This is a genomic window from Dactylosporangium sp. NPDC050688, from assembly GCF_040654515.1.
Taxonomy (GTDB): Bacteria; Actinomycetota; Actinomycetes; order Mycobacteriales; family Micromonosporaceae; genus Dactylosporangium.
The window spans coordinates 1-13033 of sequence record NZ_JBFAIC010000086.1 but is presented as its reverse complement, the minus strand read 5'-3'; the positions used below and the strand labels follow the sequence as shown (position 1 = coordinate 13033).

The following is a 13033-nucleotide window of genomic DNA, read 5'->3' as shown; positions in this document are numbered from 1 at the left end:
GCATGGCGAGTGCGGCTTCGTGATTCCGCGCAGCCTCCAGCCGCGCGACAGGGTGCCACGGGCGCGCGGTCCGTGCGGTGGGCGCGCGGTCCGTGCGGTGGGCGCGCGGTCCGTGCGGTGGGCGCGCGGTCCGTGCCGCTGTCGCGGTGATGTTCCCGGGCGCCGTCCTCGCTCGTTCGGGGGCCGTCGAGGTCGTCGGCGGTGGGTTCACTCCGCGGATGCACGGATTGCCGACCGCTGGGCCGGGTGGCCAAGGGCGCTGACGTGGCTTCGGGTGAGGCTGCGGTTCATCCGATTTATCGCCCTTCCCGCCCACCCACCACACTGCCCCGGTCCGGCAACCAGCACCGTGCCTGGCGAGCGTCCTGCGACAAGGACGACGTCCTGCTCGACGAGCGGTGGCGCTGGTGTGGCGATGAGCCCGCTGCGGCCGGCGGGCCTCCTGTGGGCCGGCGGGCCTTCTAGGCCGGAGGGCTGGTGCGGGCCGGGTCCGTCTCCGATCGGCGTCTCGTTCCCAGTCGGCGGGCCGTCTACGGCCGGCGGGCCGTTTCCGCTTGTGGGGTCTTCTGCGGTTGGAAGTTGGTTCCCCGGCGGCGGGCCCTCTACGGCCTGCGGGCTTCCCGGGCCTGCGGGCTTCCCGGGCCTGCGGGCTTCCCGGGCCTGCGGGCTTCCCGGGCCTGCGGGCTTCCCGGGCCTGCGGGCCTCCCCGGGCCTGCGGGCCTCCCCGGCCTGCGGGCCTCCCCGGCCTGCGGGCCTCCCCGGCCTGCGAGCTTCCCCGGCCTGCGAGCTTCCCCGGCCTGCGAGCTTCCCCGGCCTGCGGGCCACCGGAGCATCGGCGGACTGGTTTCGAGGAGTCCGGGCGCCACCCTCGGCGGCAAGGCTGGACCTCTCGCCGAACCGGAGCTTCCCTCACGCGCCGTGATGAGTGCTGCGAAGTCGGCCCGCCCTGTCAGCGGCATCTGCGCGACCGCGCAGCACTACCCGGTGGATTGCTGTGCGCCGGCGAACAGGGATCCACCGGGTTGTACCCGTGGTCCGGACCGAGTGCACGCTCACCGGCATGCGTGCGTGGGGAGCATGACGGTCGGCGTCCACGGAGAGTGACGTAACGTCGCTGTGCTCGCGAGGTCTGCGCCTCAAGCGATGATCGACAAGCGGCGCGAGTGCGCACCGATACCGGCGTCCGCGATCGAGGGCCATCTGTGCTGGCAGGGTCGATCGCCGGGGAAGCCGTACAGCAGACGGCAACGGAGATCCTCGGGCGACTTGTGCGGGTTTCGACCTATCCGTCGTGTGGCGCCTGCAGCGAACAGGCGGTCCTATGTGACGTCGTCCCAGGAAGGGCGGGCGGCCGCAGCGGGCTTCGTCAGCGGGACGGGCGCGGGGGTCGGGGCGGCGGCGTTCGCCACTGCCTGGGCGTCGCGCTTGACGGTGTCGGCGACGCCGCGGACCTCGCCGACGATGTCCTGCAGGGGGCGGCGCAGGGCTGCCTCGTCGGCCTCGCTGAGCAGGTGCTTGCGCAGGAACGCCTTCGGGTGGAGGTCTTCGAGCTGGATGTCGGTGCCCAGCTCGCGGCTCAGGTCGCCGGTGGCGTTGCGGGCCATCTGGCGGACGTTGCGGAGCATGCGCATGCCGTCGCCGATCGCCTTGGGCAGCCGGTCGGGGCCGAAGATGAACAGCCCGACCAGGATGATGACGATGAACTCCCAGCCACCGAGGTTTTCCAAGCCCATTGCCGGCCCTCCCTGCTCTCACCCGTCAGCGTACGCACCAACGGGCCCGCTTCGGGAGGGGCCACGGGTCACTTCGCGTCGGCGACCAGGGTCACCGAGGTTTTCTGCCGGCTGGTGCCGCGCAGGTACTGGATCTCGACGACCGCGCCGGGGGCGTACTTGCGCACGAGGGCGGTCAGGTCCCAGTACTCCTCGACGGGCTTGCCGTTGACGGCCAGGATGACGTCGCCGGTGTGCAGGCCGGCGCCGGCGGCCGGGCCGTTCGCTTCGACCGAGGCGAGGCGGGCGCCGCCGACCGGGTTGCGGTACGTGGGGTCCGTTGAGACACCCATCACAGTGCGGCGGGCCTTGCCGGTGTTGATGACGTCCTGGGCGACCCGGCGGGCGTGGTTGATCGGGATGGCGAACGCGAGACCGACGTTGCCGGCGGTCGCCTGGTCCTCGGACAGGGTGCCGATGACGGAGTTGATGCCGACGACCCGGCCGGCGCCGTCGAAGAGCGGGCCGCCGGAGTTGCCCTGGTTGACCGCGGCGTCGGTCTGGATCGCCGAGTAGTACCGGGCGGTGCCGCCCTCGCTGGTACGGATGGGACGGTCCAGGTAGCTCACGACCCCGAACGTGACGGTGCTGGTCAGGCCCAGCGGCGCGCCGATCGCCACCACGGGGTCGCCGACCTGCAGCAGGTCGGAGTCGCCGAACTCGACGGGCTGCAGCTTGTCGTCGGCCAGGCCGGCGGTGTCGATCTTCAGCACGGCGATGTCGGACTCGTCGTCGCCGCCGACGACCGACGCCGGGGCGACCGAGGCGTCGCTGAAGCGGACGGTGGCGGAGCCGGTGCCGCCCTGCACCACGTGGTTGTTGGTGATGACGTAGCCGTCGTTGGAGACCACGAAGCCGGAGCCGAGGGATGTGCCGGAGCCGACCCGCATGCTGATCGTGACGACGCTCGGCAGGACCTTCTTCGCCAGCGCCGCGACCGTGTCCGGCGGGCGGCCGTTGAGCGGCGGGTCGCTGCCGAGGGGGCCACTGCCCAGGATGTTGCCGCCGCCACCGGCGAAGACGTAACCGAGGGTGCCGCCGAGCGCACCGGCGAGCAGGGCCGTGACGATCGCCACGATCAGCACCATGCCGATGCCGACCCGGGCGACGGGGCCGGGCGGCGGCGGCTTCTCCAGCTCGGGCGGGTCGTCGGCCGGGGTCTTGACCACGACGACCTGCGCGTCGGGATCGCGCCACGGGTCTGCGAGGGCGTCGGACCACCAGCTGCTCGGGGCGGGCTGCGGTCGCGGCTGCGCTGGCGGCGCCGGCCAGCCGGGGTGGCTGGTCGGCGCGCCGTGGCCAGGCTGACGCCAGGCCGAACCGTCTGTCACGATCGGCTCCTCCGTCCGTTTCGCATCCAGCATTGCACGGGCCGGCATCCCACACGTGAGGGCGAGGTCTCCTAGGCTTGCGGGGATCGACGTCTCCTGGAGGTGCGACATCCCCCCGTCCGTCAGAGCCGCGCAACAGTTCGCCGACTTCGTCGACGGCTACGTGCTGGAGGATCCCGTGCTCACCGCGGCCCGTGAGCAGGCCACCGAGCTGGGCATCGCCAGCGTCAGCCGGGGCGAGGGCGCGGCGCTGCGGGTGGTGGCCGCGGTCAGCAACGCCAAGGCGGTCGTCGACGTCGGCACGGGCACGGGGGTGAGCGGCGGGTGGCTGCTGCGGGGCATGCGCCGCGACGGCGTGCTCACCACGATCGACCTCGAACCGGAGCACCAGCGGGTGGCCCGGAGGGTCTTCGCCGCGGCGGGCAACCCGCCGTCGCGGACCCGCATCATCAGCGGGCGCGCCCTCGACGTGCTGCCCCGGCTCGCCGACCGCGCGTATGACCTGGTGTTCGTCGACCACGACCCGACCGAGTACGTGGCGGTCACCGCCGCCGCGGAGCGCCTCCTGCGCCCCGGCGGGACCCTGGTGCTGGCGGGCGCGCTCGGCGGGGGCCGGGTCAGCGACCCGACGATCCGCGACGCCGAGACCGTCCTGCTGCGCGAGGCCGTGAAGGCGCTGCGCGACAGCGACGCGTGGGTGCCGGCGATCCTGCCCCTCGGCGAAGGCCTCCTGGTGGCGGCCAGGGCGCAGTAAAGGGGCGCGGGCGCCGTCAGCGGGTGGAGCGGGCCCGGCGGCGCGGCGGGTCGTCGTCCGGGTCCAGCTCGTCCTCCTCGGCCGGCTCGTCCAGCGTGGCCTTCCTCGCCTTCCTGCGCTCCAGCTTGGTCCGGCGGACCGCGGCCTCGTCGAGCTCCTCGCTCATCCGGGCCAGCTCGGAGCGCAGGAAGTCCCGGGTCGCGACCTCGCCGACCGCGATGCGCAGCGACGCGATCTCCCGGGCCAGGTACTCGGTGTCCGCCTTCTGCGCGGCCGCACGCCGGCGGTCCTCCTCGCCGGTGAGCCGGTCCCGGTCGGCCTGCCGGTTCTGCGCGAGCAGGATCAGCGGCGCCGCGTACGACGCCTGCAACGACAGGATCAGCGTCAGGAACGTGAACGTGTACGGGTCGAACTGCCAGTTCTTCGGCGCGAGGGTGTTCCACACGACCCAGGCGAGGATGAACACCGTCATGTACACGAGGAACTTCGCGGTCCCCATGAACCGCGCGATCCCCTCCGACCACTGGCCGAAGGCCTCCGGGTCGAAGCGGGGCAGCTTCAGCCGCCCCGGCTCCCGGGGCTGGTCGAGCCGCCGCCGGTCAGCCATTGCCGCCCGCCCCATCGCGCGGCGCGCCGTGGCCGCCCCCGCCGGAGCCGGTGTCACCGGACGGACTGTCCAGAGCGCGGCCCGAGCCGCCGGCGTCCAGAGCGCGACCCGCGGTGCCGGCGTCCAGAGCGCGACCCGCGGTGCCGGCGTCCAGAGCGCGGCCCGCGGTGCCGCCGGTGTGGAGGAACGCGGGCTCGGCGTGCTCGCGGTCGCGCCAGTCCTCGGGCAGCAGGTGGTCCAGCACGTCGTCGACGGTGACGGCGCCGACGAGCCGGTCGTTGTCGTCGACGACCGGCATGACCACGAGGTTGTACGTCGCCATCCGCCGGGTGATCTCGCCGAGCGTGTTCTGCGGCGCGAGCGGGTTGATGTCGTTGTCGACGACGCCGCCGAGCAGCGCCGACGGCGGCTCCCGCAGCAGCCGCTGGAAGTGCACGACCCCGAGGTACCGGCCCGTCGGCGTCGCCATCGGCGGCCTGGTCACGAACACGCCCGCGGCCACGGCCGGTGACAGCTGCGGCTCCCGGATGCGGGCCAGGGCCTCCGCGACCGTCTCGTGCGGCGCCATGACGATCGGCTCCGACGTCATCACCGAGCCGGCCGTGCCGGGCAGGTAGTCCAGCAGCGCGCGTACCGGCGACGCCTCATCGGGCCGCATCAGGTCCAGCAGCACGTCCTGCTCTCCCTTCGGCATCTCGGCGAGCAGGTCGGCGGCGTCGTCGGGGTCCATCTCCTCCAGCACGTCGGCGGCGCGCTCCGGCTCGAGCGCGGCCATGATCTCCAGCTGGTCGTGCTCCGGCAGCTCCTCCAGGACGTCGGCGAGGCGCTCGTCGTCCAGGGCCGTGGCCACCTCGACGCGCCGGCTCTCCGACAGGTCCTGCAGCACGTTGGCCAGGTCGGCGGGGCGCATGTTGTCCAGCACGGCGAGGATGCCGGCGGTGCCCTGCGCGTGCGCGGTGCCGGCGAGCCCGGCGACCTCACCCCATTCGAGCTGGTTGAGGTGGCCGCGGCGGGTGAGCCGGCCGCTGAACTCGCGCACCGCGACCCGGCTCAGTGCCCACGTCCCGGTGCGGTCGGCCTCCATCGCGACGTCGACGACGGTGCCGGTGCGGCCGGTCGCCGGGATGCTGACGTGCCGGTCGATGAAGTCCTCCAGGACCAGCAGCTCACCCTGCCGCTTCTCGAACCGGCGCAGGTTGAGCGTGCCGGTGTTGAGCACCACCGCGTCGGGCTCCATCGCGGTGATCCGGCCGATCGGCAGGAAGATCCGCCGGCGCATCGGCATCTCGGCGACGAGCCCCACCACCCGCGGCGGCAGGTCGTCGGTCCGGGCCCGCGCGACCGCGTCCCGCACCCGGCCGACCTGGTCACCGTTCGGATCGAACACGCTCAGGCCGGCGAGGCGCGCGACATAGACCTTGGGCGCGGTGCTCACGACACTCAAGCCTACTGAAGTAGACCACCGGCTCGCGGTTGGACCGCTCCCGGCGACCGCCGCTCACCTACGCTCGTGTACATGAGTACATTGCGGTACAAGGTGGTCGACGTCTTCACCGACCGGCCCTTCACCGGCAATCCCCTCGCCATCGTCTTCGACGCCGCCGACCTGGCCGGTGAGCAGATGCAGGCGATCGCCCGGGAGTTCAACCTCTCCGAGACGATCTTCGTGCTGCCGCCGACGACGCCCGAGGCGACGTACCGGGTGCGCATCTTCACCCCGGGCACCGAGCTGCCGTTCGCCGGGCACCCGAGCGTCGGCTGCGCCGTCACCCTGCGCCGCGACGGCCTGGTCAAGGACGCGGACGTCGTGCAGGAGTGCGGCGCGGGCCTGATCCCGATCAGCATCGACGACACCCACGGCAGCGCCGTCGTCACCGGCGGCCCGCCGACCGTCGGCCCCGCCCTCGACCCGGCGCCGCTGCTCGCCGCGGTCGGCATGACCGGCGCCGACTACGTCGGCCCGGCCCCGCGCAAGGCCGGCTGCGGGCTGGAGTTCACGTTCCTGTCCGTCACCGACGAGGCAGTCGGGCGGCTGCGGCCGACCGCCCTGGTCGACCAGGCCAGCGTCCTGCACTGGGACGCGGAGCGGCACGAGGCGCACGTGCGGGTGCTCGTGCCCGACGCCGGCGTGGCCGAGGACCCCGCCACCGGTTCCGCGGCCATGGGCCTCGGGGTCTGGCTGGTCGCCTCGGGTCTGCTGCCGGGTGAGGGGGTCAGCCGGTACCAGATCCGTCAGGGCTCCGAGATGCACCGGCCGTCGCTGTTGACCTGTTCGGTCACCGCCGCCGGGGGAGTGGCCGTGTCGGCGTCGGTGTCCGGCCACGTGGTGCCGATCGCCTCCGGCGAGATGATCGTGCCACCGTTCGTCGGCTGATCCCGCCGGCCGCCGACCACCACGATCGCCACCCCGGCCAGCAGCAGCGCGATGCCGGGCAGCGTCTGTGCCGCCGGCAGCTGGTCCAGCATGAGCCAGGCCAGCAGCAGCGCCCCTGGCACCTCGAGCAGGATCAGCACGGCGACGGTGGTCGGCGGCACCCGGCGCAGGGCGTAGTTGATGAGGGTGTGGCCGAGCAGCTGCGGCCCGGCCGTCATCGCCACCAGCGCCAGCCACGTCCCCGCCGGGTAGCCGGTCAGGTCCTGGCCGCCGAGCACGCAGGCCAGGCCCAGCAGCACCGCGCAGATCGAGTAGCAGATGGTCGCGTACGTACTGGTCGCGATCGATCCGCGGGCGTGCGCGCCGAGCATCGTGTACCCGGCGGCCGCGATCCCGCCGACCAGGGCCAGCCCGTCGCCGAGCAGCGCCCGGCCCGACAGGTCGGGATCGGCCCCGGTCGCGACGGCCACGCCGAGCACCGCGACCCCGACCCCGGCCCACGTGCTGCCGGCGACCCGGACCCCGCGCACGACGTTGATCAGCGACGTCCAGATCGGCGTCGTGCAGACCAGCGCCACGGACATGGCGACACTGGTCAGCTTCGCGCTCGGTACCCACGTGGCGAAGTGCACGGCGAGACAGACGCCGGACAGGGCGCTGGCGCCCAGGACCTTCGAGCGGAACTCCTCGCGCCGCACGGTGAGCGCGACCGGGGCGATCGCCGCGACGCCGAGCGCGTTGCGCCAGAACGCGATCGCCAGCGCGGGCGCCGCCGCGTACGCGATCAGCGGCGCGGACGACGAGATCGCGATGACCGCGACGGCGAGGGCGAGCACGGCGGGCCATCCGATGTGACGCATACGCCGATGTTGTCATTCTGTGAAAATTGTCTTGGATCTGACACCGGCCTCCTGGTGCGCGGCAGTAGACCTGATCGGTCTATGTTCATCCTTTCGTAGGATGCCCGGAGGGCCAAACGGTGTTCAGCGCTGTCCTTTTCGACTATTTCAACACGTGTACGACCGCAGTCGTCCGGGGCGACGGTCACCGCCGTACCGCCGAGGTCCTCGGCGTCGACCCCGACGCTTGGCTCGCCCTGCTCGACCGCACCTTCGACGCCCGTGCCAAGGGCGCCTACGGCAGCGTCTTCGCCGGCCTGCGCGCGCTCTGCGCCGAGCTCGGCGCCGCACCCGGCCCCGACCAGCTGCGGAAGGCCGCCGAGCTGCGGGTCGCCTCGCTGCGGCAGGACGCGCCGCTGCGCCCCGAGACCGGACCCGTCCTGCGGCTGCTGCGCTCGCGCGGCATCCGTACCGCCGTCGTCAGCGACTGCTGGTTCGAGCTGCCGGCCGTGCTGCCGGACACGCCCATCGGCCGCCTCTTCGACGCCCACGTCTTCTCCTCCCAGATCGGCCGCGCCAAACCCCACCCGGCGATGTACCGCGCCGCCTGCGAACGCCTCGGCGTCCACCCCGAGGCCTGCCTGTACGTCGGCGACGGCGGCGGCCACGAGCTCACCGGCGCCCGCCGGTTCGGGCTGACGGCGGTCCAGCTCGCCGCGCCCGACCTGGGCGGGCACCTGACGTTCCACGCCGACGTCGACTGGGACGGCGCGCGGATCACCAACCTCGCCGAGATCCCCGACCTGCTCGTCAGGCTCGACACCCGGGCCGTGATCGATGCCGGGCTGGTCGCGGCCGGTATCGATGACGGTCGTGAGCCGCTTCCCGCGGGGAGGGGCGCCCTTATGCTGGACCGGTGACGGCGCCGTTGTCGCCGATGGATGGGCGGCTGCTCGCCGGACTGGCGGCGAGCGCCGTCCGTGCCAGGTTGTCCGGCGAGCGCCTCGTTGCCAGCCTCCCCCCGTCCGGCCCGATCCACGCCGACGGCGCCTCCTTCGTCACCCTCGAGCTCGCCGGCACCCTCCGCGGCTGCGTCGGCACCCTCGAAGCGGTCCGCCCGTTGCACCGCGACGTCGTCCACAACGCCGTCCGGGCGATGCAGGACCCGCGGGTACCGCCGGTGACCGCCGCCGACTGGCCCGGCCTGGACGTGAAGGTCTCGGTGCTCGAACGGCCCGCAGCCCTGCCCGCCACCACCCGCGAGGCCGTGCTGGCGGCGCTGGTGCCGCGGGTCCACGGGCTGATCCTGACCGATGGCACCACACGGGCCACGTTCCTGCCGTCGGTGTGGTCGAAGCTGCCGTCCCCGGAGCAGTTCGTCGCCGCCCTGCTCCGCAAGGGCGGCTGGCGCGACTGGCCGCCCGGCATGCGGGCACTGGCGTACGGCTCGATCGAGTTCGAGGACCGGTCCCCGCGACCGCCGCTGTGATCCGGGCGGGTGACGTGCACCGCCGCCCGGGCCCTTCGTTGTGATTGGATAGCGGGCGTGGAACCGCTGGTCGAAGAGGCCGCCAAGAAGGCCGCCGTCGCCTGGCTCACCGTGCCCGGCGCCGGCCCGTCCTACCTGGTCTGGTGCGCGTGGCTCGGCGGGTCGCTGCTGGTCGTGAGCGGCCCCGGCGAGCAGGCCGCGCCCGGCCTCGCCGGCGCGGGCCGCGTCGAGGTCACCCTGCGCGGCGACCACGGCGGGCGGATCGTCACCTGGACCGCGGCGGTGGAGACCCTCGACCCCGCCGGCGAGGCGTGGGCGGAGCTCGTCCCGCAGCTGGCCGGGAAGCGGCTCAACGGCGGCGCCGACCTCGCGACCCGCTGGGCGGCCGAGTGCGTGGTCAGCCGCCTCACGCCCGTCGAGGACGCGCCGCTGGCGCCGATGCCCGACGACTCGCAGGCCGCGCCCCCGAAGCCGTCACCCGCGACCAGGCTGCCGAAGCGGCCGTTCCGCCTGCACAAGGTGCGGGGCGCCCGCCGCTGAGCGGCTGGCCCTCAGAACCCGACCGCCGTCATGCTCGCGTCCCACAGGGCCGCGGCCAGGCGGGCGTCGGCGGTCTGCGGGTTCGGCTGGATCAGTTTCCGCTTCTCGTAGTACCCGCCGGAGACCAGCTGCGGCCGGGGCGTCGCGACCAGCCAGACCAGGGTGTCCGCGCCCTGCTCGGGGGTCTTCGCGAACGGTGTCACCCTGGTCATCAGGTGCACCCCGATGCCGGCGCCGAACCTGCTGCGCACGAAACCCGGGTGGTAGCTCGCCGACATGATGTCCGGCCAGCGGCGCGCCGCCTCGGCGGCGAACAGGATGTTGGCCTGCTTCGCGGCGCCGTACCGCTTCCACATGCCGGCCTTGTGCTCGCCGCGCAGGTCGGACGGGTCGAGGTTGCCCCACGTGTGCGCGACGGAGGCGGTGTTGATGATCCGGCCGTTGCGCAGCTGCTCCCGCAGCAGGTTGCTGAGCAGGAACCCGGCGAGGTGGTTGGACTGGATCGTCGGCTCGAACCCGTCGGCGGTGCGGGACGCGCCGGGCACGACGCCGCCGGCGTTGTTGGCGAGGACGTCGATGCGCTGGTACCGCTGCCGCAGGTGATCCACGAGCACGTGTACGTCGTCGAGGCGGGTGAAATCGGCCCGGTACGCCGGAGGCGTGCGCCCGCCCGCGGCGGCGGTCACCTGCGCGACGGCGGCGGTGAGCCGGTCGGGGTCGCGGCCGACGAGGACGACGTGCGCGCCGCGCCGGGCCATGGCGACGGCGGCGGCCAGGCCGATCCCGGAGCTGGCACCGGTGATGACCACCGTGCGGCCGGTGAGATCTCCCACAAGGGCGTTCTGCGCGCTCACGCGACGAGGCTACCGTGACCTAGGTACCCCCTGAATGATCGCTAAGGAGCTCCGCCATGCGTCCTCGCCGGTCCTGCCTCGCCGTGCCCGGATCGAGCGTCAAGATGCTCGACAAGGCTCAGGGCCTCCCCGCTGACCAGGTCTTCCTCGACCTGGAGGATGCGGTGGCGCCGCTGGCGAAGCCCGACGCGCGCAAGAACATCGTGGCCGCGCTCAACGACGGCGACTGGGGCGGCAAGACCCGGGTCGTGCGGGTGAACGACCTGACCACGCCGTGGACGTACCGCGACGTCGTCGAGGTCGTCGAGGGCGCCGGCGAGAACCTCGACTGCATCATGCTGCCGAAGGTCCAGTCGGCGGGGCAGGTCGAGTGGCTGGACCTGACGCTGACCCAGATCGAGAAGACGATGGGCCTCGAGGTCGGGAAGATCGGCATCGAGGCGCAGATCGAGAACGCGGCCGGCCTGGTCAACGTCGACGCCATCGCCACGGCCTCGCCGCGGATCGAGACGATCATCTTCGGCCCCGCCGACTTCATGGCCTCGATCAACATGAAGTCGCTGGTGGTCGGCGGGCTCATCCCCGGGTACCCGGGCGACCCGTACCACTACATCCTCATGCGGATCCTGATGGCCGCCCGGATGCACGACCTGCAGGCGATCGACGGGCCGTTCCTGCAGATCCGCGACGTCGACGCGTTCCGCGAGGTCGCGGTCCGCAGCGCCGCGCTCGGCTTCGACGGCAAGTGGGTGCTGCACCCGGGCCAGATCGACGCCGCCAACGAGGTCTACTCGCCCGCCCAGGACGACTACGACCACGCCGAGCTCATCCTCGACGCGTACGACCACTACACCTCGGAGGCCGGCGGCAAGCTCGGCGCGGTCATGCTCGGCGACGAGATGATCGACGAGGCGTCGCGCAAGATGGCCCTGGTCATCTCCGCGAAGGGCCGCGCCGCGGGCATGTCCCGCACGACCGCATTCACCCCGCCGGCCTGAGAAATCCGTGTCGCATTGCCCGGGGGCGGTCCGGGCAGGCAGGATTTGCCCTATGGCACCCGACCTACGATCCACCGGTCCCGCCGGCAAAGGCAACCGGCGTGACGCGAGCCGCCCCTCGTCGGCCCGCCGCACCCTGCGGGCCGTCCCCTCGACCGGGCCTGAGCTCGCCGATGAGCCGGTCGGCGAGGACGAGGGCAGCGCCGCGATCGACCGCCTCGACGGGCGCGTCGCGCTGGTCACCGGCGCCGGCAGCCCGGACGGCATCGGCTACGCGACGGCCCGCCGGCTGAAGGCGATGGGCGCCGCGGTCGCGATCGTGTCGACCACCCGGCGCATCCACGACCGGGCCACCGAGCTCGGCGTCACCGGCTTCGTCGCCGACCTCACCGTCGAGGCCGAGGTCGGCGCGCTCGCCGATGCGATCGTCGACCAGGTCGGCGCCGTGGACATCCTTGTCAACAACGCCGGCCTGGCCAGCAAGGCCAGCCCCGAGGTCCTGCGCCCGGTCGCGCAGCTCACCTACGAGGAGTGGCGCGCCGAGATCGACCGCAACCTCACCACCGCGTTCCTGGTCAGCCGCGCCTTCGTCGGCGGCATGGCCGAGCACGGCTGGGGCCGCATCGTCAACCTCGCCGCGACCGCCGGCCCCGTCAACGCCCTGCCCGCCGAGGCGGGCTACGCGGCCGCGAAGGCCGGCGTCGTCGGCCTCACCCGCGCCCTGGCGATGGAGCTCGTCGCCGACGGGATCACCGTCAATGCGGTCGCCCCCGGCATCATCCACACCGGCGCCTCGACCCTCGTCGAGCTCAAGCAGGGTTTCGGCACGCCGATGGGCCGCCCCGGCACGCCCGAGGAGGTGGCCGCCACGATCGCGTTCCTGTGCTCGCCGGGCGCCTCGTACATCACCGGCCAGATGCTCGTCATCGACGGCGGCAACAGCGTCCGCGAGGCGCAGTACCGCTGACGTTCCGGCGCCCGCCCGCCCTTGGAGACGTTGACAGGATGTCGAAGTCTCCAAGGGCCGGCGAGCGGTCAGAAGCCGAACAGCACGATCGGCACGCCGCAGAGCACGAGCAGCTCCACGTAGCCGATCACCAGCGCGGCCAGGGCGAGCCCGCGGCCGCGTTCGCCGCTGCGGGCGGTCTGCGACCATGCGATGTGTCCCATGAGGATGCCGAACGGCGGCACCAGCACCGCGCACACGAGGGCGGCCACGGCCATCTTGTTGTAGCGCACCTGAGAACCATTTCACAGCGGTGTGTGGGCCACTCACGTTGGCCCGGGGCAGAGCCTACCGGGATACTGCGTGCGTACCCGCCGGTAACTTGCGCTGCCCGCAACGGCGCTGACCAATGGAGGTCAACCATGGCCCGCCTCGCCCAGACGCCCGGTCTGACCGATGTGCAGGAGTCGATCCTGGAGACGGTGCGGGAGTTCGTGGACAAGGAGATCATCCCGCACGCGCAGCACCT

General features: G+C 73.0%; 12 protein-coding genes and 2 pseudogenes. 7 read left to right on the top strand and 7 right to left on the bottom strand.

Going from position 1 to position 13033, the window contains the following annotated elements:
- Window positions 1–1319: 1319 nt before the first annotated feature.
- Together AB0H83_RS45655 and AB0H83_RS45650 are read right to left on the bottom strand one after the other, a co-directional pair.
- Entirely contained in the window at window positions 1320–1733 is a 414-nt protein-coding gene (locus AB0H83_RS45655; protein ID WP_360108075.1) for a twin-arginine translocase TatA/TatE family subunit, read from the bottom strand.
- Between the two features lie 68 nt (window positions 1734–1801).
- A complete protein-coding gene (locus tag AB0H83_RS45650; RefSeq protein ID WP_360108072.1) occupies window positions 1802–3103 on the bottom strand; it encodes a trypsin-like peptidase domain-containing protein in 1302 nt (433 codons plus the stop codon).
- Window positions 3104–3266: 163 nt separating this feature from the next.
- Between AB0H83_RS45650 and AB0H83_RS45645 the strand changes: the two genes are divergently transcribed.
- Complete coding sequence (locus AB0H83_RS45645) at window positions 3267–3857, top strand: class I SAM-dependent methyltransferase (RefSeq protein ID WP_360108142.1); 591 nt, start codon at window positions 3267–3269, stop codon at window positions 3855–3857.
- A 16-nt stretch (window positions 3858–3873) separates the two neighbouring features.
- Here AB0H83_RS45645 and AB0H83_RS45640 read toward each other — a convergent pair whose 3' ends face one another.
- On the bottom strand, window positions 3874–4464 hold the full coding sequence (locus tag AB0H83_RS45640; protein WP_360108069.1) for a DUF1003 domain-containing protein: 591 nt from the start codon (window positions 4462–4464) through the stop codon (window positions 3874–3876).
- A 202-nt stretch (window positions 4465–4666) separates the two neighbouring features.
- A pseudogene (locus AB0H83_RS45635) lies at window positions 4667–5899 on the bottom strand (CBS domain-containing protein); the annotation flags it as partial.
- Window positions 5900–5980: 81 nt separating this feature from the next.
- Between AB0H83_RS45635 and AB0H83_RS45630 the strand changes: the two are divergent.
- Complete coding sequence (locus AB0H83_RS45630; RefSeq protein WP_360108067.1) at window positions 5981–6838, top strand: PhzF family phenazine biosynthesis protein; 858 nt, start codon at window positions 5981–5983, stop codon at window positions 6836–6838.
- A 29-nt stretch (window positions 6839–6867) separates the two neighbouring features.
- Here AB0H83_RS45630 and AB0H83_RS45625 read toward each other — a convergent pair.
- Window positions 6868–7422, bottom strand: a pseudogene (locus tag AB0H83_RS45625) (DMT family transporter); the annotation flags it as partial.
- A gap of 395 nt (window positions 7423–7817) precedes the next feature.
- Here AB0H83_RS45625 and AB0H83_RS45620 point away from each other — a divergent pair.
- From AB0H83_RS45620 to AB0H83_RS45610, 3 genes are read left to right on the top strand one after another with little or no spacing between them, the layout of a single operon-like run.
- Window positions 7818–8597 carry an HAD family hydrolase gene (locus tag AB0H83_RS45620; RefSeq protein WP_360108064.1) on the top strand — a complete coding sequence of 260 codons (780 nt, stop codon included), beginning with the start codon at window positions 7818–7820 and terminating at the stop codon, window positions 8595–8597.
- Window positions 8594–9166: an AmmeMemoRadiSam system protein A gene (gene amrA / locus AB0H83_RS45615; RefSeq protein WP_360108062.1), complete on the top strand. Its 573-nt coding sequence runs from the start codon at window positions 8594–8596 to the stop codon at window positions 9164–9166. The genes AB0H83_RS45620 and amrA overlap by 4 nt, the downstream gene beginning before the upstream one ends.
- 48 nt (window positions 9167–9214) lie before the next feature.
- Window positions 9215–9706 (top strand): hypothetical protein, encoded by a 492-nt coding sequence (locus AB0H83_RS45610; RefSeq protein WP_360108139.1) that lies wholly within the window; start codon window positions 9215–9217, stop codon window positions 9704–9706.
- A gap of 11 nt (window positions 9707–9717) precedes the next feature.
- On the opposite strand, the gene AB0H83_RS45605 is transcribed toward AB0H83_RS45610, so the two are convergent.
- Window positions 9718–10539 (bottom strand): SDR family NAD(P)-dependent oxidoreductase, encoded by an 822-nt coding sequence (locus AB0H83_RS45605; protein WP_360108136.1) that lies wholly within the window; start codon window positions 10537–10539, stop codon window positions 9718–9720.
- A 77-nt stretch (window positions 10540–10616) separates the two neighbouring features.
- On the opposite strand from AB0H83_RS45605, the gene AB0H83_RS45600 reads away from it, so the two are divergent.
- Complete coding sequence (locus tag AB0H83_RS45600; RefSeq protein WP_360108059.1) at window positions 10617–11558, top strand: CoA ester lyase; 942 nt, start codon at window positions 10617–10619, stop codon at window positions 11556–11558.
- A 52-nt stretch (window positions 11559–11610) separates the two neighbouring features.
- The gene (locus AB0H83_RS45595) at window positions 11611–12525 is read left to right on the top strand and encodes an SDR family NAD(P)-dependent oxidoreductase (protein ID WP_360108057.1); all 915 of its coding nucleotides are present in this window, start codon (window positions 11611–11613) and stop codon (window positions 12523–12525) included.
- Window positions 12526–12593: 68 nt separating this feature from the next.
- Here the strand turns inward: AB0H83_RS45595 and AB0H83_RS45590 are convergent, their stop codons facing one another.
- The gene (locus AB0H83_RS45590; protein ID WP_360108054.1) at window positions 12594–12797 is read right to left on the bottom strand and encodes a DUF4190 domain-containing protein; all 204 of its coding nucleotides are present in this window, start codon (window positions 12795–12797) and stop codon (window positions 12594–12596) included.
- Window positions 12798–13033 lie beyond the last annotated feature (236 nt).

Coding starts and splice junctions, on each gene's coding strand:
- AB0H83_RS45655 (WP_360108075.1), bottom strand. CDS start 1,733: ATGGGCTTGGAAAACCTCGGTGGCTGGGAGTTCATCGTCATCATCCTG.
- AB0H83_RS45640 (WP_360108069.1), bottom strand. CDS start 4,464: ATGGCTGACCGGCGGCGGCTCGACCAGCCCCGGGAGCCGGGGCGGCTG.
- AB0H83_RS45630 (WP_360108067.1), top strand. CDS start 5,981: ATGAGTACATTGCGGTACAAGGTGGTCGACGTCTTCACCGACCGGCCC.
- AB0H83_RS45600 (WP_360108059.1), top strand. CDS start 10,617: ATGCGTCCTCGCCGGTCCTGCCTCGCCGTGCCCGGATCGAGCGTCAAG.
- AB0H83_RS45595 (WP_360108057.1), top strand. CDS start 11,611: ATGGCACCCGACCTACGATCCACCGGTCCCGCCGGCAAAGGCAACCGG.